The 24,443-nt window shown below is 53.7% G+C and carries 19 protein-coding genes; 5 read left to right on the top strand and 14 right to left on the bottom strand.

Features of this window, described 5'->3' with window-relative positions; translation table 11 throughout:
* Positions 1-99: 99 nt before the first annotated feature.
* Positions 100-1,314 (top strand): lytic murein transglycosylase, encoded by a 1,215-nt coding sequence (locus AC2IBB_RS13700; RefSeq protein ID WP_486333395.1) that lies wholly within the window; start codon positions 100-102, stop codon positions 1,312-1,314.
* 93 nt (positions 1,315-1,407) lie between these two features.
* Here AC2IBB_RS13700 and AC2IBB_RS13695 read toward each other — a convergent pair whose 3' ends face one another.
* The 11 genes from AC2IBB_RS13695 to AC2IBB_RS13645 are packed head-to-tail and all read right to left on the bottom strand — an operon-like array spanning position 1,408 to position 13,828.
* On the bottom strand, positions 1,408-1,734 hold the full coding sequence (locus AC2IBB_RS13695; RefSeq protein WP_486333394.1) for a hypothetical protein: 327 nt from the start codon (positions 1,732-1,734) through the stop codon (positions 1,408-1,410).
* Between the two features lie 14 nt (positions 1,735-1,748).
* Positions 1,749-2,360, bottom strand: a complete 612-nt coding sequence (locus AC2IBB_RS13690; protein ID WP_486333393.1) for a tetratricopeptide repeat protein — start codon at positions 2,358-2,360, stop codon at positions 1,749-1,751.
* Positions 2,344-5,235, bottom strand: coding sequence for a tetratricopeptide repeat protein (locus AC2IBB_RS13685; RefSeq protein ID WP_486333392.1), 2,892 nt, complete (start codon positions 5,233-5,235; stop codon positions 2,344-2,346). The genes AC2IBB_RS13690 and AC2IBB_RS13685 overlap by 17 nt, the downstream gene beginning before the upstream one ends.
* Positions 5,232-7,154, bottom strand: a complete 1,923-nt coding sequence (locus AC2IBB_RS13680; RefSeq protein ID WP_486333391.1) for a tetratricopeptide repeat protein — start codon at positions 7,152-7,154, stop codon at positions 5,232-5,234. Before AC2IBB_RS13680 ends, AC2IBB_RS13685 begins: the two co-directional genes overlap by 4 nt.
* A 37-nt stretch (positions 7,155-7,191) precedes the next feature.
* On the bottom strand, positions 7,192-7,788 hold the full coding sequence (locus AC2IBB_RS13675; protein WP_486333390.1) for an AraC family transcriptional regulator: 597 nt from the start codon (positions 7,786-7,788) through the stop codon (positions 7,192-7,194).
* A gap of 54 nt (positions 7,789-7,842) precedes the next feature.
* Entirely contained in the window at positions 7,843-8,979 is a 1,137-nt protein-coding gene (locus AC2IBB_RS13670) for a DUF3570 domain-containing protein (protein ID WP_486333389.1), read from the bottom strand.
* A gap of 1 nt (position 8,980) precedes the next feature.
* Complete coding sequence (locus AC2IBB_RS13665) at positions 8,981-9,202, bottom strand: DUF4266 domain-containing protein (protein WP_486333388.1); 222 nt, start codon at positions 9,200-9,202, stop codon at positions 8,981-8,983.
* 7 nt (positions 9,203-9,209) lie between these two features.
* Positions 9,210-9,722 carry a TlpA family protein disulfide reductase gene (locus AC2IBB_RS13660; protein ID WP_486333387.1) on the bottom strand — a complete coding sequence of 171 codons (513 nt, stop codon included), beginning with the start codon at positions 9,720-9,722 and terminating at the stop codon, positions 9,210-9,212.
* A gap of 54 nt (positions 9,723-9,776) precedes the next feature.
* Positions 9,777-10,472, bottom strand: coding sequence for an outer membrane beta-barrel domain-containing protein (locus tag AC2IBB_RS13655; protein WP_486333386.1), 696 nt, complete (start codon positions 10,470-10,472; stop codon positions 9,777-9,779).
* Positions 10,442-11,188: an SH3 domain-containing protein gene (locus AC2IBB_RS13650; protein WP_486333385.1), complete on the bottom strand. Its 747-nt coding sequence runs from the start codon at positions 11,186-11,188 to the stop codon at positions 10,442-10,444. Before AC2IBB_RS13650 ends, AC2IBB_RS13655 begins: the two co-directional genes overlap by 31 nt.
* A gap of 6 nt (positions 11,189-11,194) precedes the next feature.
* Positions 11,195-13,828 (bottom strand): HzsA-related protein, encoded by a 2,634-nt coding sequence (locus tag AC2IBB_RS13645; protein WP_486333384.1) that lies wholly within the window; start codon positions 13,826-13,828, stop codon positions 11,195-11,197.
* Between the two features lie 513 nt (positions 13,829-14,341).
* Here AC2IBB_RS13645 and AC2IBB_RS13640 point away from each other — a divergent pair.
* Genes AC2IBB_RS13640 through AC2IBB_RS13630 form a run of 3 tightly spaced genes read left to right on the top strand, consistent with a single transcriptional unit; the run spans position 14,342 to position 19,745 of the window.
* Positions 14,342-15,580, top strand: coding sequence for a hypothetical protein (locus AC2IBB_RS13640; RefSeq protein WP_486333383.1), 1,239 nt, complete (start codon positions 14,342-14,344; stop codon positions 15,578-15,580).
* A gap of 58 nt (positions 15,581-15,638) precedes the next feature.
* Positions 15,639-18,110, top strand: coding sequence for a LamG domain-containing protein (locus AC2IBB_RS13635; RefSeq protein WP_486333382.1), 2,472 nt, complete (start codon positions 15,639-15,641; stop codon positions 18,108-18,110).
* A 45-nt stretch (positions 18,111-18,155) separates the two neighbouring features.
* The gene (locus AC2IBB_RS13630) at positions 18,156-19,745 is read left to right on the top strand and encodes a hypothetical protein (RefSeq protein WP_486333381.1); all 1,590 of its coding nucleotides are present in this window, start codon (positions 18,156-18,158) and stop codon (positions 19,743-19,745) included.
* 91 nt (positions 19,746-19,836) lie between these two features.
* Here the strand turns inward: AC2IBB_RS13630 and AC2IBB_RS13625 are convergent, their stop codons facing one another.
* The 3 genes from AC2IBB_RS13625 to AC2IBB_RS13615 form a co-directional block, all read right to left on the bottom strand.
* The gene (locus AC2IBB_RS13625; RefSeq protein WP_486333380.1) at positions 19,837-20,829 is read right to left on the bottom strand and encodes an FAD:protein FMN transferase; all 993 of its coding nucleotides are present in this window, start codon (positions 20,827-20,829) and stop codon (positions 19,837-19,839) included.
* 149 nt (positions 20,830-20,978) lie between these two features.
* Positions 20,979-23,030: a methyl-accepting chemotaxis protein gene (locus AC2IBB_RS13620; protein WP_486333379.1), complete on the bottom strand. Its 2,052-nt coding sequence runs from the start codon at positions 23,028-23,030 to the stop codon at positions 20,979-20,981.
* A gap of 275 nt (positions 23,031-23,305) precedes the next feature.
* A complete protein-coding gene (locus AC2IBB_RS13615) occupies positions 23,306-23,716 on the bottom strand; it encodes a hypothetical protein (RefSeq protein WP_486333378.1) in 411 nt (136 codons plus the stop codon).
* A gap of 241 nt (positions 23,717-23,957) precedes the next feature.
* Here AC2IBB_RS13615 and AC2IBB_RS13610 point away from each other — a divergent pair, with 241 nt between their 5' ends.
* Positions 23,958-24,335 (top strand): hypothetical protein, encoded by a 378-nt coding sequence (locus tag AC2IBB_RS13610; RefSeq protein WP_486333377.1) that lies wholly within the window; start codon positions 23,958-23,960, stop codon positions 24,333-24,335.
* Positions 24,336-24,443 lie beyond the last annotated feature (108 nt).

Genomic DNA, 24,443 nt, shown 5'->3' with positions numbered 1-24,443 from the left:
TTAACGGCCTGGCGCACGTCGCTCCGGGCCGCACCTATTGACTCCCCCTGCGCCTCTTGCGAAAGTTTTGCTTTCCCTGTTCCCGATGAAGGATGCGCTATGCCTGCAGTAACCCGGTTCTGCAAAAAATCCCGTCTATTAATACTTACTCTTGGACTTTCCTTGCCTTTCGCCGCCCACGCCGACTTCGCGGAGTGCGTGGCTGGACTGCAGGAAAAAGCAAAACAGGAAGGGATTTCCGAGAAGGTCGTCAAGGAGGCGCTAGGTCAGGTCAAGCTTAGTGAACGCGTCATAGAGCTGGACGGCAAGCAACCTGAATTCATAGACACCTTCACCAATTACCTTAACCGCCGCGTTACGGATGAGCGGGTGAACAAAGGCCGTGAAATGCTGGCCAAACACGGCCCCCTATTTGAACAAATCGCCAAGGAGACTGGAGTTCCCGCTCAGTATCTGGTTGCGTTCTGGGGACTGGAGACCAACTACGGCGGCTACACCGGTAAAATGCCCATTCTGGATTCTCTCGCCACCCTCGCCTGCGACCCGCGTCGCAGCGCCTATTTCACTGGCGAATTAATGTCAGCATTAAAAATCATCGAGAAAGGCGATGTAACTGTGGACAAAATGCTCGGCTCCTGGGCTGGCGCCATGGGCAATTTCCAGTTCATGCCTTCCGTTTATCTTCAGCACGCCACCGACAGAGATGGCGACGGCAAACGCGACTTATGGGGCAGTCTGCCTGACGCAGCGTCGTCCGCCGGTCTGTTTCTGCAGGGTCTGGGGTGGCAAAACGGGTTCCGCTGGGGCCGCGAGGTCAAGCTGCCGGAAAATTTCGCCTATAACGAGGCGGGATTAAAGCGCAGCAAAACGTTGTCAGAATGGAGCAAATTAGGCGTTCTGGATGCAGACGGGCGCAACATGCCGGATTTGGACCTGCAGGCTTCTCTGATTATCCCCGCCGGACATCTCGGTCCCAAATTTCTGGTTTACGATAACTTCAAAGTGATCATGCGCTGGAACCGTTCTGAGTCTTACGCCATCGCGGTGGGCCATCTTGCTGACCGTATCGCTGGCGCTGGTCGCCTGCGGCAGACGCCGCCTGACCTGCCGCGCCTGCCTTTAACGGCCGTCGCAGATATGCAGCAGAAGCTCACCGACAAAGGCTTCGACGCTGGCAAGCCTGACGGCATTATGGGCCCCGCCACCCGGGACGCTATCCGCGCGTTTCAGGAAAAACAGGGCATGATTGCTGACGGCTACCCCAACCCAGAGGTGCTGCAGGCCCTGGACATCAACATTCAGTCAGAATCCTGACTTTGCGCCGCCCGCGCCTGAAACCGCGGGCGGCGCCTCCATTTCAGCGAAACGGGTTTTGCCTGCTTCAGACGTCAAGCTGACTACAGCCAGCTACTTGGAAGATTCAGGGGACGCCGCGGCCTCTTCTCTGAACATTTCATAGTAATCCACCTGCCGTACAAACTCCTCACGGTCGATCGGCTTCAATACTTCGTCATTAATCAAAGAGGCGGCGGAGTCACCCAGACCGGCGAGTTTGCGAGGCTTACGCCAAGGCACGATATAGAGCACCTGCGGCTGCTCCTGATTTCCGCGCAGCGTAGCGCCATCCACCGTGATGACTTCCGTCTCCGCCTGCGCCGCCGGGCTTACCACCCAGACCACAGCGACCAGAGACAGACTGATAAGAATATTCTTAGGCCGGGACTGACGGCTCATACCCTGCCCTCCTGTTACTGTAGTCGACTCTGCAGATCAACAATCCAACGATTCACTTCATCGTCGGGTTGCGCCTGCAGGCTTTGATAAATCTGATACTGCTCCAACGCTTCCTGTAATTTGCCCATGTACAAGTCATAGGTAATTCCCAGGTTCAACCGGGCGGGGGCGTAGGAGCCGTCGATGGCGATCGCCTTCCTGTAATATTCTTCCGCTTCCGCGAACTTACCCTGGCGACGGGCCAGATACCCCAGCAGAGTATACCCTTCAGGATTCAGTCCGTTGACGCTGACCGCCTTCTCGAACATCGCTTGCGCCTGGTCCGGCGCATCGGTATTCATGTAAATGATGCCCATATTGATATAGGGGCCGGACAGCTGCGGATAGTCTTCGCTCACACCTTGAAACTTTTTCAGGGCGGAGCCAAAGTTGCGGGCTTTTTGATCACGCAAAGCGGCGGCGTATTGATTGCGCGCGCCCTCGGGAACCTGAGAGAGGTCTGCGCCGCCTGTCGCTCCACCGTTGCCCGACGGCTTCTGAGGCGAGCCGGAACAGGCCGCCAGCAACAGAGTCAACGCCAGACAACCAACGCGAATACTGCTTTTACAACTAAAGAATGTTTTCACTGAACTCTGGGATCTCTTCCGATTTTTTATAGCGCGCAGGGAACAGCTTCTTCAGCGCCTCAAAGCTGTTTTTCACCCACTCATCGTAGGTTCCGCTCCAACTCCGCTGTGCGTTCGCCTCATGCAACTGAATGGCGTTTTCTTCAAAAGGATACGCCTGTTCCTCCAGCAATAATTGATATTGCTCCAGCTCCAGTTCATTGAGATTGCGGGGGCGCTCCGAATCCAGCAGGTCGCGGCTGAGCTGAGAGTATATTTCCCCCATCCGGTATGACGACCGCGTGGTGAACTCCGCAATACGGTAATTCGCCGTTTTCTTATAGGCGGCCATCGCCCGCTTCATCGCTTCTTGTTTTGAACGCAAGGAGTTTGGCAGCGGAGCGGTCAGTTTAATGCTCTTAAACTGAATGAAGGCGTCATCCGCCAATACGCTTGACGATTTAGCCGCCAGATAACGCATGCGATCAGATCCTTGCGATCCAGAAGCTTCATACCCCTGCACCACTTTCTGCAGCCAGAAACGCTGTTTGATAGGATCATTCGCTTTGGCGTACAGCTCGCTCAACGTATATCCGGCCTCCGCCGCCATGTCCGCCGGCTCAGGATAACTGTTGGCGTAATCCCGATATGTCTCTATGGCCCTCTGCAGCTGACCGCTTTTTTCATAAAGCTCCGCTGACAGCAGCAACGATTCGCGGCGGGTTTCACCGTCCGGGTGACTCTGCGAAATGACCGCCAGTTCGCCGGCGGCGGCGTCCCACTGCTCCGTATTGCGATAGGCCATCGCCAGCTTAGCGGGAACATCTTTGGCCAGCTCATGCTGCGGGTAGCGCTGGCGGAAACCATTCAGAACGGAGATCGCGCGATCCCACTGTCCTTGCTGCAGCATATAGGTAGCCGCATCATAATCCGCATTCGCACGCACCGACGCAGCGGGCGCCGCCTGTCCGACGCGCAGAAACTGGTCAATAGCGCCGTTGACGTCATTCGCCGCGAGCATCAGTTCGCCTTGTTTATAGATACTGGCGGCGAGCAACTCGGAAATTTCCCCGCGCCGCTTGTCATTCTCGGGCATCACCGCCAGCACTCGGGAATAGGATTTCTCCGCTTCCCCATACTGCTTAAGTTCAAATTGACTGTGGCTGATGATCAGCCATGCGCCCAGCAAGGAGGAGTTGTCTGGCGGCGGCGTGCGTTGCGTCAGGCGTTGCGCCACATCGATCGCCCGCGCATAGTCTTTCATCGCGAACAGTTTCTCCGCCGCCGAGGCCATTACCGCGCCCGCTCTCGGATCCGAGGCGTAAGATTGAGCGAAGCGAATCTGGCTCTCAATCTTGCGCAGCTCAATCTGCTCACGCTCATTTTCCGCAGAACCTGACGCCAGTTCATCAAAAGCGGTAATCGCCGCATAACCGGCTTCTGCGCCTTTGGCGAAGCCTTTGTATTCGTACGCGGCTTTTTCGTAGGCGACTATCGCCTCCTCGTAACGCTGTACGGCGAACAGGGTTTCACCACGCAAAAATACCATTTGCGGCGCTTTCGGATCTTGCGGGAAAGTATCCACAAACTCCTGATAATAAGCAGCCGCGCTGGCGTACTCGTCGCGCATGGCGGTGCGCGCCTGCTGGGCGCTTATCTCCTTGCCGTCCAACCCTTTTGCTCGGCCATTGCGCGCCGAGGCGATATTCCGCTCCAGCGTCTGCGCGGCGGCGTGATGATGGGTGGCCAGTTCGTCGATATAGACACGCAGCTTGTCAACGGTGAAGGCTTTGACCTTCTCATCCTGCTGCCGCCAGTAGAAGTCACTGGTAACCCCATAGTTCTTGACGAACGCCGCCTTCTCCGGCAACACCGAACTGCCGAAGCCCGCCACGATGAGCGCCTGAATGACGCGCTCCTGATAATAAGGCGACCATTTACTGAGGGGGTGTAATTCGATAAAGCGGCGATAAACGGAAACTGCGTCCGTATAGCGCTCTTCTTTAACCAGCAGTTCGCCATATTGCTGATAAATCAGGTGTTCATAACTGCGTGCGCCCACTCTCTCAAACAGGCTCGTGACCGTGTCCACTCCATCCAGATAATTAAAGGCGAAGCCCATCACCCGCAATTGATCCTCCACCAGCGTGCGCGACTCCTTGGATAACGCGTCCAGGTCATCCGTTTCCGGCATTACCAGATCCAGCACTCTGACGAAACTGTCCAGTGAGGTTTCGTACTCCCCCTGCTTGAACAGGCACCAGCCATGCATGTACAAGGCCTGCTGTTCAAAGCCGGTTTTGGCTCCGCCGCGAATAACGGATTCAAAGGCGCGCTGAGCGGAACCATATTCGCCATTGGAGAACAGTATCTCTCCACGCCGGAACTGCGCTTCATAAAAATAGGGGGAACGTGGAAACTCTTTCACCAGACGGTTCAGTGTGGTGAAAGAGTCGTCGCGACGTCCTTCCAGGTCATAGGCTTTCGCCAATTGATACAATACCTGGTCGTTTTCCGCCCGATTGGGATATTTCTTTAACAGCCCTTCATAAGCCGAGATCGCCACGGCGAAGTACGCCGCCGATCCTTCCGAATAATCCACCACCTCTTGCGTCACGGATGACTCTTCATTGCGAATCATCTGCAAGTCCGCCAGCCGATATAGAATCTTGGTGCGCGTTTCGGGATCTTCGACCACGGTCAGCAGGTCGGTGTAGTTAGCGATGACCTCATCAATGTTAATGTTCACCGTCTCTTCGCCCTGATCCTCAATGATCGCTGGCTTCAACTCGGCGATCGTCGGCTGGTCGTCAGCACGGCGACTTTGCTCAGAACCGGAGAACAGCGAGCAGCCGCTCACTACGACAGCGATAGCGGTTAACGTCAGCGCCCTCATAAGCCGCCCCCCTCTCCGTCGAGAAGTTCGTCGGATAACCGGGTGCGCGCCAGTTTGGCGGACGTCATGTAGTAGTTAACCTGATCTTTCTGCCGCAATAATTCATCTCTGGCCATATCGCTCACGGTGGTTTTCGCCCGTGTAAGCGCACGGCGCACCTGATCGCTTAGCTCCTGCAAACGAGGCCTGGCGCTATCCACTCGCTGCTCAAGCGTTTCCAGTTGTTCTGATTTGGCGATAAGGTTGTTAATTCTCACGCTGCGCAACGCGTATTCCTTCAGCGCCGCATCCAGCTCCGCCAGCTCCTGCTTGGCCTCCCAAAGCCGCTCGGGGAACTCTTCGCTGAGAGTCCAGTTCAGGAAACCTTCCATACGACGCAGCTTCTCTTCATATTCCGGCACATCCTCGGCCCAGTCGGGGTCTTGGCGCATTAACTCGATTGTGCGCTTTGAGCGCTCAATGATCGCCTTGTATCCCAATTGGTCTTCCGTCAGAAAGTAAGGGCCGTCGCCAGCCGCTTCGCCTTCGGCGATAACCCGGGCCAGAGCGTTGCGTTCAGTGCGAATTCGGTCAGCGTCCAGGGAAGTCATTTTTTCTCGGGTTTCCCGAATACGCGCTTCTCTTGCGATCTTTCGGGTATCGATCATTACGTCAAAGCTGTCCACCTTGCGCAGCCATTCGTTCAAGGTATTCTGCAGCAACGTCAGCTCACGCAGCTCCTTGAGAACACGCTGAAACTCTTCCTGGGCCACCAGATGAGCAAGACCATAGGAAGCCGGGCGCACATCCAGCCGTCCGTATTCATCCACATGAATATTGTCGTCATCCAGGCGGGTGATGCGCAGTTCCGGGTCGCCGCCAAACTCCAGGCTGTCGAACAGGCGATCTTCATCCAGCTCTGCGATATTGGTTTCCAGAAGACGCAAACTTTCCTGGTACTGAGTGACGGCGCCAGCGTAGGCGTTGAGCGCCTTCACTTTTTGCCCAAGCTGCTCATAGACATAACCAATAGCGAAATGAGATTCCTGAATAATGGGGTTAGCGGCCTGCTTGCTGCTTAATGTCTGCAGAGACTGAATCGCCAGACCGAACTCGCCGGAATTGGAGGCCGCCAGGGCGTACCCGAAAAGCGCCTGATCCGACCAGGGACCATTTATGCGCACTTTGCGGAATTCCGTCATGGCGCCGGCATAGTCGTTTTGCTCCATTCTGAGCACACCGGTAGTGAGGCTGATTCTGTCACGCAACGCGTAAAACTCATTGGGGGCGTCCTCGTCCTGGGGCGTCGGCGCGCTAACGCTCTCCAATCGACGCAGCGCCGAATCCAGGTCGCCAGCCTTTCTTTGATTCAGAGCCAGGTTGTAATCCAGGTATGCGCGCCAGTAAGAGTCTTTCGGCAACGGCTGTAAAAATTCTTCCGCCGCCTTCAAATCCTCCAGCCCCAGGGCGGTTTGCCCCTGAAGGTAAAAGTACTCTTCCAGCAATTCCGAATCGGAATCTTCCAACAATTCACGATCAACACGCTGAAATGAAGACTTGGCGTTCTCCCATTTCCTCATCTGGTAATACACTTTGCCAAGGTAGAACCAGGCCTGGTTCCGGACTTCCGGGGTCACCTTGCCTTCCAGCAGATTCTCAAAAATACGCCTGGCTTCGTCGACCATGCCGTATGAAAGCAGCATTCCCCCCTTCAGCACTTGGGGATGGTCGCCATGATGGGTGATATTGTTACGCAATTCACCGATAGATAAATCCGTGAGCGCGCCGTAATAACGCTGCTGATAGAACTCGAACAGCACCTTACCGTACTGCAGATCCAGCGCCCGTTCGGGCTTCTTCTCATCCGCGGCGTAGGCGCTTTGCCCCAGGCACGCAAGAACGAGAAGAGACGGTATTGTTTTTCTAAATATTCTTTTCATTGCCTCAGTGACTACCGGCTACCAGACACAGTTAAAGTTATTCCCATTCAACGACGGTGAACTCAGGTTGGTACTTCTTGGTAGAGTCGGTAATGCGCAACTCCAGTGTTTTGATGTCGGACCCTTTTGCAAATTTCTGAGTCGCGCCACGCTTATAGTCGCGACCGCTGGGCCCTACACCTGTGAAAAAAGCGGTGATTTCATGCTCGCCAGTTTTCAGGTTGCCAATATGCAGACGCTGCATGCCGCCTTTGTAGAGAGCCTTGGCCTGGCGCTGCGTATAAAGGTGGCTGGCCACCGTTTCACCATCAATTTTGACCTCTACCGCATCCAGTTGGAAAAACTCGCCAACGTCGACGGAGAGGAACACCACAAACTGGGTGCTGGCGGGAAACAGCAGGTCTTCCTCCAGAATAAACAGGTCGCGGTTAAGCTCGATGGCTTTCTGTTTAAGCGACTGCACCTGATCCACGATAGGCGTGTCGGGATCCACGGAGGCCATGTCGGCGTCTTCCGCTATTTGCATCTCGTCAGCGGGAGCGGCGTCTTCAACGCCCTCCTCCGCTCGGGCCATGGCCGACAACAGCAGCAAAATCAGGAACAATGCATGGGCCAGGCTGTTTTTGTAATTCATACTTTCAATCCCAATTTAATTAATCGCATCCTGTAACGGATAACATCGCCGCTATCAGTAGGAAGCGGTGACGAAGAAGCGAATCACGGTGGCGTCAAATTCGTACAAAGGCTCTTCGCCCGGAGCGAACCCGGTTCGCGTCACATCGCGGAAGTCCTCATATTCAAATTTCATAAAGTCGACAAACAGGTTGATGCTGCCTTTTTCAATAAAGGAAAAACCTTTATTGAATTCATAAGTCAGACCAACGCCGACGCTGTCGCCGCTATAGGTGCTCAACTCTTTGTCGCGCCCCATAAAAGTACGGACGTCTTCGCCCTCGAACAGGTCGTCGTAGAACTCCGCTTTGGTTTGCTCATAGTGGCGGAACTTGAATTCGGTAATGAATTGATCGCCGAACGGGTGTACGTACGCCAATTCATAGTTGTAGCCTTTGATGTTCCATGAGTCGGAAAAATACCGGAATTCGCCTTTGATAGCCGCCCGATATGGCAGGTAGTACATGCCTCGCACCGCTACCGCGTTGCTCGTTCGCGTTGTGGGGTACTTTTCTATTCTGTACTCATAACCTTTCGGACTGCTGCTATCGAGGAAACGGTATACCCGGTAAGGGTTATTCAAATAGCCTTCATCCGTAATCGTCTCAACATCCAGGTTGAGCAGCGCGTTCTTGGTCAGCACCTGCGTGACGCCAAGTCGGTAATGCTGACGATCCACCTCCTCATCAAGAGACGGGTCCAGTTTGCTGCGTACGTTATCCCATCCTTTCGAGTAGCCCATTGACAGAGTAGTCAGATCACCGAAAAAGTCCTGACTGATATTGAAGTGAATGGATTCAGCGTCAAAATCGTTTTCCTGGCTGTTGGTATAGGCGAAGCTCATGATGGACTTGTTATACAAATAGTCCACGCCCAGGCCGCCTTCCGTCCGCTCTTCTACATAGGGAGTCGCCCTCGCCAGCACATCCACGGAGGCGGCGCTGACGGAGTCGACATAATAGTTAGCGCTCAAAGAGAAACTGGCGTCGAAGTTCTTTCTTACCAGAACGGATGGACCGTCGATCTCCATGCCCCCGCCTTCATAGCGGTGATACATGGCTTCCGCTTTTTCTTCTGGCAACACGGCGGCGCCGGCGGATAATGCGGTCGCCAACAAGCTGAAAATCGCTGCAGTGCGGTGTAAGTTTCTCATATCAATTACAACCGCAGCCTCCGCCAGAGCCGCCTTCAGCGCCACGGGCGCCCTCACGAGCCTGGTAAACGTGATGCATATAAGAACCAGCGATGCCGGTACGGCCGAAGCTCATGATTGGGTCGGCCAGATTATTGCGCTCATAGGGCATAACCCAGGGTTCAATGCTGCTGCAACCTCCAAGAAGCATGGGCGCCAACAGCAGTAATAGCCACTTTTTCATTGTTGTTTTACTCGCGAATCAGCGCTTTGACTTCTTTGATGTAATGATCTTCCGTACCAGGCTGGTAGCCCTTATGCAGATAACGCATGTTACCGTTTCGATCCACGATGACGGTCGTCGGCATCGCTTTCACGTCATACAGACGGCTGACCTTGTTCTGATTGTCGTAAAGAATCGGAAATGTAACGGGGGTGTCTTTCAGAAACTCGTTAGCCAACGAAGAATCTTCATCCACGTTCACCGCAAAAATCGTGAAGCCGAATTTTTCGTACTTCTTATAGATATCTTCCAATATGGGCATTTCCTGACGGCACGGCCCACACCAGGAAGCCCAGAAATTGATCAACACCACTTGGCCGCGATGTTCCTGCAAGCGCAGATTCTTGCCCAGTGAGCTTTTCAGCGTAAAGTCCGCCGCCGGTCCTTTTTTGATCTCCGCAGCGCCTGCGCCCAGAGACATAACGAAAGCGGAGAGCACAAAGCAGAGCGCCGCCACACTTTTAAAGAATTTCGTTTTCATTGCATTACCTCCTCAAACAAATCTTTCTACGACGCCATCCTTCCCAGTCTTTTTCTAGAAGAAAACAGACAGGCCTGTAGTCATTTCCAGGTTATGGGTCTTCTTGTCCTCACCCAGGATATCGGTGTCGAAAATGTGGTCTCTCATGCCCAGATGCAGGGACAACCAGTCAGTCCCCAACATCTGAAACCCCCAGCCGAAGTTGGCCGTCAAGCGATCATCGCCGGCGAACTGAGTGCTTCCCAACCCACCCACGACATAGAAATTGGTATTGAAAGCGTATTTACTGCCCAGGAATATTTCTCCAGGAAAAATGTTATACCCCAGAGAAAGGTTGTAATAAGTCAGGTCGCGCTCATCGTCTTTCAGCAGCTTGGCGGAGCCGCTCAGCTTTTCATAGCTGGTCTCGCTGGTGTCGGTAAAGCCATAGTTGCCCTCAACGAACAGGTCTTCATTAATATGGTAGGCCACGCGCGCGCCTATCACGAAGTTAACGCCGAAGTCCTCCACACTCATCAGGCCAGTGTATACGCCGACTTCAAAGTCTTCCGTGTCAATCAGGTCTTCCTGAACGCGGCGCGGCGTTACTTCCGGCTCAATCAGCGGTTTAACAACTGGCTCCGACTCCGCATCCGCTTCTTCTGCAAACACCTGACCGGCTCCCGCCGCCGCTATTGCGCACGCCAGCGCTGCGCCCGCCACCGGACGCCGCCCGTTGGTTAGAAAAATACGCTTAATCCAATTTTCCATTCTTCTGCTTCTTCGTTTTCGTCGCGGTCTGTGAAGACCACGTAGTCTTTGTATTCCATCCGGATAAAATAACGGTTGGTCATATACCATCTGACCCCGAGCCCGTAATGTACGGCTTCCTCAACCCTGTTGTCTTCATTCACCAGCGTCGCTTTCGGCTTGATGAACGCGGCGCCGGTTCCCAACGTGAAGAAAGGAGAAATACGCCAGTGAGGGAAAGGCTGGTGCACAATATTCAGGTCCGCGATCATGATCTGGGAAAAGTCGCCCAACACCTGAGAGGCCCAAAGCTCTGTTGATAGATTGGGAGTGAAGAGGTAACCCACATACATGGAGTTCACCGCTGCGCCGCCAAAATCGCCAGTAGCGACGCCGCCCTCCCAACTGCGAGAGGAAAAGTCGTCAAAGCGCGGCTCGGTGAAGGCGACTTGTTCGCCGCTTCCATCCAGAGTCATTTCCATTTGGGCACGGCTGGCCCAGCCTTCCTGTCCCTTGGCGTTGCGCACTTTGAACCACTCGGTTTTCCGTTTGAGGATTTCTATTTCTTCGCCTTGCTCAACAACGAAAAATATCGGGTAGCCCCTACCCGGTCCCGTACGGAACTCCAGGTAAGGTTCGGCGACTTCTACCGTCTGATACTCGTCTTCAGCAAAACTCTTCAGTGAAAAACAACAAAGGATAACCAATAAAACCGGGAATATTCTTACCGCTAACAAGTGTCTTTAATCCTGTGGAACGTCAAATGGGTTGTTATAGTACTGCGCTCCAATATCCAGCCACTCGGATATCAACTTCAACTCGACCGGGTCCAGCCATCCTTCATGGCTTCCCCCTGTCTGGAAAGGCGCGAAAAAGCGAGTGCTGGCCACAGCGCCCTGCGGCGTCATCGAGCGATTGACAGCAACCGTGGTCGTCACCGGAATTGGATTGCCATCGTCATCCAGAACCAGTTCGCCGTCTCCATTCGTCTCGAATACTGGGTTGCCCTCATTGTCCAGGACAGGAATCTGACGGTCCACAAGCACTCCTTCGATAAGCTCCTGCTCCGCATCGTTGAACAACAGTTCACGATAGGATTTAAAGTGATCCGCCTGATCCGTCGATGGTCCATCGCTCAAATCCAATTGTGCTTCTGGAACCTGAACTTCCGACATGGCGTCAGCCAGCCCATGGCAGGAGCTGCATGTGTTGTCTGACAGCACTGTAGTCCCATCATCGTCCAAAACCTGACGATTTTTACCCCACAGAGGATGAATATGCGTCTCGTAATTAATCACCACTCGACATTTCGCATCCTTAGGGGAAGCGCATGCGCTAGACACCGGGGCGCTCGTCGCCAAGTCGGCGTAGGCATAACTGAAACTCTCCGCTTTTGCAGTAATATTAGCGTCGGTCCAGTCATCGTCAAATACAATATCAGGATTCAGGTAACGCAACCCGTTGATTCGGGCGTAAGTTTCCGCCATGGTTTCACCCATATCGGCGAACAAAGCCGGTTCCGTATTAGGGAATGGCAATCCGGTCGTGGTCGCGCCGATATTGACAGACGGGGCCTGAGCGCCAGGCCGCCCATGAGGCAATTCGCTGTTGGCCGTATGGCAACCAACGCACTCCATCGTTTCTCCCGGTCGTACCTGCAACCAGTTTTGATGGCGGGGACTGGAGCGCTTACCGGACTTATCCACGATGCTGACCGCAAACGCCACATTCGCCGGCACAGCAAACTTCACTGAGCCATCCGGCTCAACGGGAACATAACCCAGTATCTCCCGCATCAACTGCCCCGCACTGGCGCCGAAGGCGGTCCCAGGTACGTCGGCGATATCCCTGTCAGGCATGGATACCGCTTTGACCACCCGCAAAAATCTGGCGGGACGATCGTCCGCCGACGTCTGCACGGGATCAGCCATGGCGCTAACGCCCGCGGGGGTCGTATCAACGCCGTCAATATCATAGACGCTCCGGATATGCACTACGCCATACCCGGCATCGCCCAGATCGGCGTCAAGACCATCGCCATCCGGAATAAAGTCCGGTCGGGAACGATTCTGCAGCACCACCGCGTCGGTGTATAAGGTATATTCAGTGGGAATGACCACAGGCAACTGCGTGCCGTCCACCGCATTATAAATCCACAGTCCATATAACGGCGGCGCCGCCTGATAGTCGGAATCCTCCAGACGGTCTTTGGTGCAAGGCACAATATCGTTATCGGAGTCCAGCAACCGACACTGACTCCAGCTCACCAACAATCGTCCGGTGCCATCCAGCATGGGATAGGCGGAATTGAAGGTTCCGGCGAGGGTCTGCACATCATCATCCGTGGAGACATCATTGGGCGTCAGTTTGGACTGGCCGTTCGTCAGCAGGCCCCGATTTTCATAGGTGGGCTGATCATGGTCCGTAAAATCCTCTACATCAATGGCGACCAGCGCTCCGCCATAACGACTGCTTTGATAAGGACGCAGACTCACCATGATCCGGCCGTCCTCCAGCTCAACAGGCTTAAGAAACTGCACTGCCTCATTACTGGAGCCCGTGTCATGGCTATGGCGTCCATACAGATATTCCAGGCCAGTTCCGTCAGGATTCACCTGATACAGGTTCATGGAGTTATTGCCGCCCATGTTGTCCCAGCGTGTAAAGACTATCTTGCCGTTCTGGGCGACAAACGGGTCCAGGTCACTACTTTGGTTGAAGGTGATCTGCTTGATCTCGTCTGTATCCGGACTAATCACATGGAGGGCCAGAGCCGGGTCGCGACGGTCTTCATTCAATGCCTCAAACTGCGGTTTGCCTTCATCCAGCAATATCGCCTGAGACTGTCGCTGCCGGGTGGAGGCAAAGACAATACGTCCATCAGGAAGGTAATGCGGACCTATATCATCTCCCGCCTCCGCTACGTTGTCCGAGGCGATCACCCGCTCCAGACTGCGGGAAGCGACGTCGTATTCCCAGATATTCCAGGTTGGCTGCTCGTCTTCATCCGCATCCTCGATCTCCGGCGCACGCATGGCGAAGACGATTTTAGAGCCATCGGAGGAAACATCGACATCTCTTACGTCGTAAAGAAGCCGCCCCTCATCGTTAAGATATTCCGCTCCCCGAAACGCCTGAGAACTAATGTCCCGCTCAGGGGCGCTGGGCGACGCCTGACTTCTCAGATAGAGCACTGCGCCCGGAAGGAAATCGAGCGGCGCACGGGCGTCCAGGCTCAGCAAGTTGTTATCTTCATCAGCCAGCAAAGGGCGTTTCACGTAGGCGATAGGGATATCCTGAATGACAGGATCAGGGTCCTGATTAGCGCCTCCGATACCGCCGCCACAGGCGGCAAGGGCTACAGACAACGCAGACAAAGGAAATATCCGACCAAATCGTTTATATCCAGATATGCATAATTTATTGGGCGGCGTCATTGTTTTATTCATAAGCATTCACAGTCAGTAATGCCAAATGGCCATCAGGCCAATTATTTTAAATTAATGTTACAAGCCGATGAGCTTAATTTATCCCCTGCCCGGCGCCAATTATTTCGACGCACTCCATTCAAACGCTTGTTTAGTTATAAATCCTTGAGTAAATACCAAGTGGAAAATACTTAATATCCCTCCCTTCTGAATTATGTCTTGGACAATTATAGAAGCCAGAGCGGATTTGTAAGTAAGTGTAATACCGTGCGGGCCAGCACAAAACCACGTTAGCCACTTCTACTACACTATTTTATAAAGAATTATGACCAGTTCTGTGTATAGGCCATTTTTCATAGAACATATGAACATTTAATATTTGTCGTTTTATCAATTAATATTAATTATCACCTAACCATTCGTTTAAGCGCACTGCACGAGAGCTGCAGGAGAATATAAAATATGAGTAGTCTAACACCCATAGATAATAAGCGCAGACAGGTTAAGCGTTGCGTTATATCTCTACTCTCATTGGCTTTGACCCTTAGTACTGCGGCAGAGGCAGGCCCCAGGGAGCAGGCCAAGAGAATCCATGATCGTATCGCCGGGGTGCCTCCCAGCGAGTCCGTTCTAAACGACATGGCCAGCGATATAACCTCTGGCGACCCCATCGCCGCCGCCTATACCGCTATGGAAAACAATAATTTTTATGACGTAACCCTGAAGAACATGGTTGCGCCCTGGACCAATGAGGCGCAGTCATTATTTGTGCCCCTGAACGACTATACCGCCACCGTCGTTGGTATGATTCGGGATGAAGATGTTCTGGGGATCGATTTTCGGGAAGTGCTTTACGGCAACCATCTTTATGTCGGAAAAAGCAGCCTGGGCGCCCCCGCCTACTCGCTGGCCAATAACGCTCATTACGAATTTCTGGAAATTCAGGGCGCCAGCCTGAAAGACGATTTAGTGCACACCACCCAGGCGTTGCCCGCAGAGGCGACCGCTGGCGTAATGACCACTCGGGCCGCCGCCAAAGCTTTCTTCAGCGGCGGCACCAATCGCGCCATGTTCCGCTTCACGCTGATGAATCATCTTTGCAACGATCTGGAGCAGGTAAAAGATATCACCCGCTCCCCTGACCGCATTCGCCAGGATGTATCGCGCAGCCCTGGTGGAGACAGCCGAATATTCCTTAACAACTGCGTAGGTTGCCACAGCGGCATGGACCCTATGGCGCAAGCCTACGCCTACTATGAATACGAATATGATATGAACGCCGACCCCGACGGCGAAAACGGAGTGCTGCTATATAACGCAGAAGGCATGACGGACCCGGATACGGGCACTCGCGTACAAGGCAAGTATCATATTAACTCCACCACCTTTGAGTACGGTTACGTCACCCCAAATGACCATTGGGACAACTACTGGCGCGCAGGCCAGAACAGCCTGCTGGGTTGGGACGACAGTCTGAGCGGATCAGGTCAGGGAGCGAAAACCATGGGTATGGAGCTCGCGCATTCAGAGGCTTTTGCGCAATGTCAGGTCAAGAACGTCTTCCGTACAGTTTGCCTGCGGTCGCCGATTAACAGCGCAGACAGAAATCAGATCAGCACGATGGTTTCTTCATTCAAAGCCAGCGGTTACAAGATGAAGCGAGTCTTCGCTGAATCAGCCGCATATTGCATGGGCGAGTGAAACAGGCTGCCTGTTTCGCTAAACAAGAATTCTTAATCGGATTACGACTGTGAATACCATGAGCTCAATACAACAGCAGATAATAAGAGCGGTCGCCATTGCGATCGCCGCGGTCAGCATTCTGCTCAGCGGTTGCGGCGGCAATAGCGGAGCTTCCAATGAGAACCTGCCAAATACAAATCGTCCCGGGCAAGGCGGCAACTATAGCGGCCCAGCTCCAGCGACGGACGACGTGCAACAGTTTAAGCTCGGTCTGTGGGACAAACTTTCTCCCACTAATCGGTGCGGCGGCTGTCATACTTCTGGCGGTCAGGCCCCGATGTTCGTGCACAAAGACGACATAAATATCGCTTACTCTGAAGCGAATAAAGTCGTCAACCTCAGCGATCCCTCGCAATCCCGCATGGTTTCGAAAGTGCTCGAAGGCCACAACTGCTGGGAAAGCAGCGTACAGATCTGCGGCGAGCTGATCACCAAATACATTAGCGACTGGGCTGGCGGCGCTTCCGGCGACACCAAAAAAATTGACCTGATCGCGCCTGCGGACAAAGATCCTGGCGAAACCAAAAACTTCCCCTCTGACTCCGCGCTGTTCAGTTCCACCCTTTACCCGCTGCTGACCGCTAATTGCGCAGGCTGCCACCGGGAAAGCGCAGCGATTCCCCAGTCCCCCTACTTCGCAGCCTCTGAAGTGGATTCCGCCTATGCTGCAGCGAAAAGCAAAATTGATCTGGGCACGCCAGCCAACTCACGCTTCGTAGTACGTTTGCGCGACGAGTTCCACAACTGCTGGTCCGGCTCCTGCGCCAATGACGCAGCGCAAATGCTGGAAGCCGTAAACGCGTTTTCCAGCACTATCGAACCCGACCAGATTGATCCGCAATTGGTCGCCAGTAAGGCGCTCAACCTGACGGATGGTTTGGCGGCGAACAGCGGCGGTCGTTACGAGCAAAATGTTATCGCCTTGTATGAATTCAAAACTGGTGAAGGCGTCACCGCTTATGACACCAGCGGTATTGAGCCTGCGCTGAACCTGACTTTGAGCAACGACGTGGAGTGGGTCGGCGGCTGGGGCATCAAGCTTAATGGCGGCAAGGCGCAAGGGGCTACCTCTAATAGCAAGAAGCTGCACGATCTGATCAAAGCTACCGGCGAGTACACGATAGAAGCCTGGGTCGCGCCCGGCAACGTTACACAGGAAGGTCCTGCGCGCATCATCAGTTATTCCGCTGGCGTCAACGCCCGTAACTTTACGTTGGGACAAGTTCTGTACAGCTACAGCTTCCTGAACCGCACCAGCGAGACAGATCAGAATGGCGAGCCCGCCCTGGTCACAGACAACAATGACGAAGACCTGCAGGCCACACTGCAACACGTGGTCGCCACTTACAGCCCGGCTAACGGACGCCGCATCTATGTGAACGGCGAGTTCACTGACGACGAGGACATGTCGACCTCCGGCAACCTGAACGATTGGGACGACACATTCGCCTTTGTATTAGGCAATGAAGCCTCCAATAATCGCCCCTGGCAAGGCACCATCCGTATGGTGGCGGTGCACAATCGCGCCTTAACGCAGGATCAGATTTCACAGAACTTTGACGCAGGCGTCGGCCAGAAGTTCTACCTGTTGTTTGGAACATCTCACCTTATCGATGTGCCGCAAAGCTATATCGTGTTTGAGGTCAGCCAGTTCGACAGCTACAGCTATCTGTTTAACGCGCCCTTCTTTATCAGCCTTGACCCTGACGCAGCGCCCACCAACATCCCAGTAAAAGGCATGCGTCTTGGCATGAATGGTCGTGAGGTTACGGTTGGCCAGGCGTACAATAACATGGACATTTCCCTGAGCGAGTCCAGCTACACCCCTGACAACGGACAAGTGATGTCTGACAGAGGCACTATCATTGGACTGGAAAAAGGGCCAGAGGAAGACGAATTCTTCCTGACCTTCGAATTGCTTGGCTCCAACAGCAATGTCTATATTGAAGCAACCCCCACGCCTCCCGGCCCGCCCGCCGATGGCGACCCTGTGCCGGAAATCGGGTTACGCAACTTCGATGAAATCAATGCGACAATGTCAGCGGTCACAGGGGTGAAAACGTCAGATCCCAATGTATCAGCCACGTTCGACACCGTTAAACAGCAGTTGCCAACCGTGGAGAACATCAATACTTTCCTGGCCTCCCATCAAATGGGCGTCACCCAGTTAGCGATCCAATACTGCGATGCGCTGGTGGAGAGCACGACATTGCGTAGCGCATTTTTCCCTGGCTTCGATTTCAACGCCAGCGCCTCCAGCGCCTTCTCCGGCGCAGGAAGAGACTTGGTTATTGACCCACTGCTGGATAAAGGCATGGGTGTAAATTTGGCGTCACAACCGGATGACGCTGATGTGAGAGCCGAATTGAATCAGTTGATCGACAAACTGGTTGCATGCGGCGGCGGATGCTCCGCAGACAGAACTGAAACGGTTGTCAAAGCGACCTGCGCCGCCGTACTGGGCAGTGCAGCGATGCTGGTGCAATAAGTTAAACGATCAACGGCAAAAAATTTCGATAGAGGTGGTTTTATCATGGCAAGAAGACGTGGACCTTACGGCCTCGACGAGCCGCTGTTTCATCCGGATCACAAACGCCCGGTCACCCGCAGGGACTTTATCGCCCAGGGCTTTATGGCTGGCGCCGGAACCATGTTTGGCACTTCCATACTGGGCCTCTTCGCCAATCCAAAAGCGGCGCACGCAGCACTGTCTTCGGATTTGGAGTCGCTGAAATCTTCCTGCGGCATCGCGGTACAAGGCGCAGGAAAAATTCCATTCATCTGCTTCGATCTTGCGGGAGGGGCCAACATTTCCGGCTCCAACGTCCTGGTCGGACAGCAGGGCGGTCAGTTGGACTTTCTCAGCACGGCGGGTTACAGCAAACTCGGCCTACCCGGCGACACAACCCCCGCCATCGGTAGCTCTCCCGGCGTTCCTGGCGGCTTCGTCAACCAGGAGCTGGGACTGGCGTTTCACTCCGACAGCGCATTTTTGCGCGGCATTCTGGAGAAAACCCAGGCCACTACTCGCGGCTTTGTCAACGGCGCGGTCATTCCTGCGCGTTCGGACAACGATACCGGCAACAACCCGCACAATCCCATGTATGGGATCTACAACGCCGGCGCGGATGGTTCGCTGGTCTCGCTGATTGGCTCCAGCAGCTCTGATTCCGGCGGCAACTCCATGGCCCCGGCGATGCTGATGAATCCCAAAGTGCGCCCAACCAAAGTGGATCGCCCCAGCGATGTAACGGGCCTGGTGGATGTGGGCGATCTTGTCGGTCTATTGGACCAGTCCGACGCGGTAGCGGTGATGGAAGCCATATACCGTATCAGCGATCAGAAAACCGGCGTAGTCACCACCGACGAGGTAGTAAAGAAACTGGTGGATTGCGGCTACTTGAAGAGCGCCGATCTGGCGGACCGCTTTGGCAACCCCGCTTCGCTGAATCCAGCGCTTGATACTGATATTGTCGGCCCGTCCGGCATATTCACCCAGGCTGAATTCGATAGCGACGGCGAGTTCAGAAAAACCGCTTCAGTAATGAAGATGGTGCTGAACGGTTATGCTGGCGCCGGCACCATCACCATGGGCGGCTTTGACTATCACACTGGCGATCGCGCCACAGGCGAACGACGCGACCTGCGGGCAGGCCGCTGCATGGGAGCCTGTCTGGAGTACGCTGCGCGTCTGGGTATCCCTCTGATGATGTATGTGTTCAGTGACGGATCAGTGGCCAGTAACGGCCGTATTGACGACTCTGCGGATGGACGCGGTAAAGGCGAATGGACCGGCGACAACTCTTCCACCGCTGCGTCGTTTTTCCTGGTTTACAACCCGAACGGCCGTCCCGCGCTGATGGGGTCCTCGATAGAGCAACAGGAGAGGCATCGCCAGATTGGCCACATGCGCACCGACGCCTCCGTGGAAACTGGCTCCAGCCCAGCCGCCAATAACGTGAACCTGCTGGTTAACACTGTGGTGCTGAACTATATGGCGTTGCATGGCGAGCAAAACCAGTTCTCTTCCACCCCAGGATTTCAGCAGCATGGGCTTGGCTCATCTTCCGACCTGGATCGTTTGACTGCGTTTCAACCTATTGTGAGCGGCACTATCGGCTAAGTTCATCATTACCGGACGGTATGCGCAAAAGGGCCCAATGGGCCCTTTTTTATGATGACCGGCCGTCAATCCGGCGGCGTATTTCCAGCGACTACTCGGCAGTCGGCGGCTGCAGTTCCGATGAGTAATGCATTTTGCGGTGGCGGTCGATAATAATCGCATCAATTCCTGGCAGCTTTTCAATCAACTCTAACCCCCTTTCCGCGCCAAGAATAAAAACCGTGGTCGAAAGCGCATCAGTGGTGGTGGCGTCAGGGCCGATGACGGTCACGCTTTGGGACTCCTCCGCAGATTTACCGGTTTTGGGAGAAATAATGTGATGAACCCGCTCACCGTCATGCATGAAGAAGCGCTCGTAATCTCCAGAAGTAGAGACTGCAGTGTTCGCTAAAGGGATCAGCACAGCATTCTTATCCTCCAGGCGCGGGTCTTTCACGCCGACGAGCCAGGGGCGGCCGTGTTTATCACCTAAAAGACGACTGTCCCCTCCAGCGCTCACCAGCGCATACTGAACTCCCAATCCCGCCAGTTTTTCGATCGCTTTATCCACCGCATAGCCTTTGGCGATGCCCCCCAGATCAATGCTGACTCTCGGATCTTTGAAGTGAATGCTGAGCGCCGCAGGGTCCATTTCTATCCAGCGGTAATTGATCGCGGGCAGGTTTTCTTCTATCTGCTTATCGTCGGGAGCCTGCTCTTCGCGATAGTTATAAAACTTACCGATGGAGGCGAACGTGATATCAAAAGCGCCATCGCTCAACTCAGACACCCGCTGCGCCTTTTCAATCAAATGAAACAGTTCCGGCGTGACAACCACCTCCTGCTTAGCGGCAAGTTGGTTCACCTTGGAGATTTCGCTGCTGTCGATGTAGACGCTCATCATCGCTTCAATTCGATCAAATTCCTGGTCCACTGCGGCAAACGCTTTCTCCGCCTCAACGGAACCGCCTTCATCAACCCAGACTTCAGCGCGAATCTTTGTACCCATGCCATTCCAGTCTTTACTGAACCATTCAGCGCTGGCGGATTGAGCAAATGAGGAGAGCAGCAGAACGCCGCCCATCAGAGCAAGAGGTTTCTTCATGGATTAACTACCGGAGCTGATTTGACGCAGAGGTATAACCCAGCCGGCGGGCGATTACAACCAACCGCAGTGCATGAAAGTCCTTTGCTGTCACGGGCATAGACTTTGAGAGCGACCAGGAAGCGCCCCCTCCGAGAAAAACAGGAAACCTAAATGCGGAATTTACGCACCAATTGCGTCAGCTGTTCACTCAAGTTGCTTAGACGTTCGCTGTTTTCGGCGCTACGGTGGGCTTCCTTGTCGGTTTCCAGGCTTATCTCGTCCACCAGCCGAATACGACCATTTACGCCCTGGGCAAGCTGCATTTGAGCCGTCGCCGCGGTGCTGATTTCGCTGTTCATATTGCGCACCCGTTCAATAGCCTGCGCCATTTCATCCAAGTGTGCGCCGGTAGCGCGGGCTTCCTCCACCGTGGCGCCGCCTTTCACTTGGCTCTTATTCATAAAGCTGATGGCTTTTTTCGAGCCTTCCTGCAGCTTCTCCGTCATCGCCTGAATATCCGCCGTGCTATCTTGAGTCCTTGAGGCGAGAGAGCGCACTTCGTCCGCCACAACAGCGAAACCTCTACCCTGTTCTCCCGCCCTTGCCGCTTCGATAGCGGCATTGAGCGCCAGCAAGTTGGTTTGCTCCGCGATAGCGCGAATTACGCTGACGACCGAGTCGATTTGCTCAATTTCGGAACCCAGCTCCTTGATAATTTCAGCACCCTGGCTGATATCCGTCGCCAGCCCTTCAATAGACTCTATGGAGTCCACCACCAGGTTTTTGGTTTTTTCGCCGATCTGGTTGGCCTGCTCCGCGAGTTGGATGGAGTCTTGCGAAAACTTCGAAACCGTATCCACCGATTGCGACAGAGATTCCATATCCTCCCGTAATAATACGGATTCATTACGCTGACGCTGACTGACGTCAGAGGTGTTGTGCGCGCATTTATCCAGTTCGCTGATGTTGTCCTTCATGCTCTCGCTGGCGGACTGAATGCTGACGATGACATCCTGTATCTTGCAGATAAACGCATTAAAATAAGACGCCAGCACCGCAATCTCTCCCTTGCTGCCAACCTCTACCCTTTGCGTCAGGTCGCCCTCTCCTTCGGCGATATCCATTACTCGCCGCGTAATCGCTTTGATAGGCTTGATCACCACGTTAAGAATAATGATCGACACCAGCACAAAAGATATCAGGGAACCGATAGCGCCGAAGCCAATGGCGCGATTCACCCTGTCCACGACCTGATTGGTCTCCTCGCTGGATTGAGCCACCAGATCGCCAGTGATCTGATTAATCCGGGTAATCGCCGAGTTCATGTCAGTGATGATCGCATCACTGTCGTTGGCGAGTTTGATGGCCTGATCCCGATTATTGAGACGCAGCAGGTACGCATTAAAGATATCATTTTCCTCCTGCAGCTTTTTGATCCAGGCGTTATATTCCCGATAGATTTCATCGATATCCGCCAGCGTCGCTTCGTCCTCCACCATACGTTTGAGGGTCTCTAACGTCGCGATGCCCTTTTTGACGCCATCGTCGAATTCCACTTGCAGCTTCTTCATCACACTGCGATCTTTTTCTGAGGTGTAACGCGTCACCGCGATCTGCAAACTCAAAATCGTTTGCTTCAAATTCTGCGCTTCGATCACCACTGGATAATCGCTTTCGAACATGTTGATAAGGGAAATCATATCCGCCAGCATTTTGGAAATCTTGTCCCCTTCCGCCCGGAACGCAGCGAGAGCAGCCACATTACGCTGCTCCAGCTCAATCGCGTCCGTCTGACTCTTGACGATACTGTCCACCAACCTGTCCAGCTCGTTACGATGAGCTATCAGCAAGTCCACTTGTTCCCGCGTGGAGGGCGACAACTCCGCCAGGAGCGACGCATTCTCCATAAAGCCGGGCGTAAGCGCTTTGATCGTCTCATGCTTGGCGCGCACTTCATTCACTTGGTTGACGGACAGAATGTTGTTCACGCCTTTGGTAGTAATGAGATAGTTAACCGCCAACTCATCAGCAAGATCACCAGAACGATTAACGGTATCTATCAGGTGCGAAAACCGGTCTCGCACCGACGACATGCCGCTCCAGGTAAAAGAAAAGGCGCCCGACACAATGACGGCGGTGACCAATAACAAAGCCGCAACCCGGAAACCTATGCTGTTAAAACGAAAGGAGAAGAAGCGGGAAAAAGCGCCAACCGCCATAAATAACACCTACTAACGCCTGTCAAACCCATTAAAAGCATAGATCACAGGTTAAATATCAACCATTTTTATGCTGTAACAGAATCTTAATAAGTGTTAGCGGCTTGATCCGCATCATGAAATTGACGCTCCGACGCACAAGCTCAGGAAGGTAGCTATTAGCAGGCTAAGGAAATAAGATGGGAATCTGCAGGCTCTAAATTTGGACAGACAACAAAAAAGCGCCTCGATTGAGACGCCTTGCATAAGGTATGACGAGGTTTGTTTGCCGAGGATCAATCCCCGCCCAGGCTGCGCAGAGAGCGCAGGAACAAACCTAAACCGCCTACCGCCAGAACCAGTATGACGATCAACTCAAACGCCGTCATGGAGCGCATACTGAAGTGGATGGAGGAAATAACGCCAAACACCAGCGCCGTCAGCGAGCCAATCGTTAAAATCCAGCCAAGAATGTTTTTCGCGCTGAAAAAAATCAGGCCTACGCCGAACATGAAAGGAATCATCACCATACCGGAAGTAATGCCCCAGTGGCCGCCAAATGCATTAAAGCCGTACAAACGCATGCCCATGCCGAAGCTTGATGAGACGACGATAGAGTTGAACAACATGTACAACCCGCCGCACAGCATGATTAATCCGATAAAAAACTGCCCTACTCCACCGGAGGTTCCGCCAGCGCCTTTCATTGTTCACTTACTCCTGCATCGTCGTTAAATATCGCGCCGCATGGCGCAAAAAATCTGCGCAACTATACCATAAGCGTAGCATTTAGGCGCCACAAACACGGTGAAATTCAGCGTATTCGCGGACTGTTCGGTAAAAAGCACTATTGCTCATCCCTGCACAAGAACATAGCGTTACCCGCGCAGCAAAGAGTTTGTGGCTGCGTCAATCTGTAAAGGCAGCTCATACATTGAGGAAATTACAATGATCAAAGGACAGATCTCTTTTTGGGAAGGCAATGGCGCAACGCAAGATCAAGTGGGTAACACTCTTAGCGGCGGGACTAGTTACGATATCAGTTGTAAGGACGGAGACCACGGCTTCCAGAACGATGAGGCGCGTTCAATGAAGCTGGAAGGCGTTCCCGGCCCGACAGTCATGTGGGTGTACGACAGCCCATTCGCTTCCAAAGACGATGACTGGGCGAAAATCGTGATAAAAGGCGATATTCAGGATTCTGTGGTGGTCGGCACGTTCAACAGCAGCGGCTCCTACGACAATGGCAATGTCACGGTTGAAAGCCATTATAACAACGGCTTGGATGGCAAAATTTGCCGGATTATGATCGAGTATCTGGGCTAACTTCCTTCAATAGGAATATGTCTGACGCATAAACAAACCGCGGCCTAACGCCGCGGTTTTTCATAGACAGGCTACATCCTCGTCATCAGGGGCGACTGAAGCCGCCCC

The organism is Hahella sp. NS-SX17, assembly GCF_057367735.1.
Note: the sequence above shows the minus strand (reverse complement) of the source record. Positions and strands in the feature narration are given on the sequence as shown.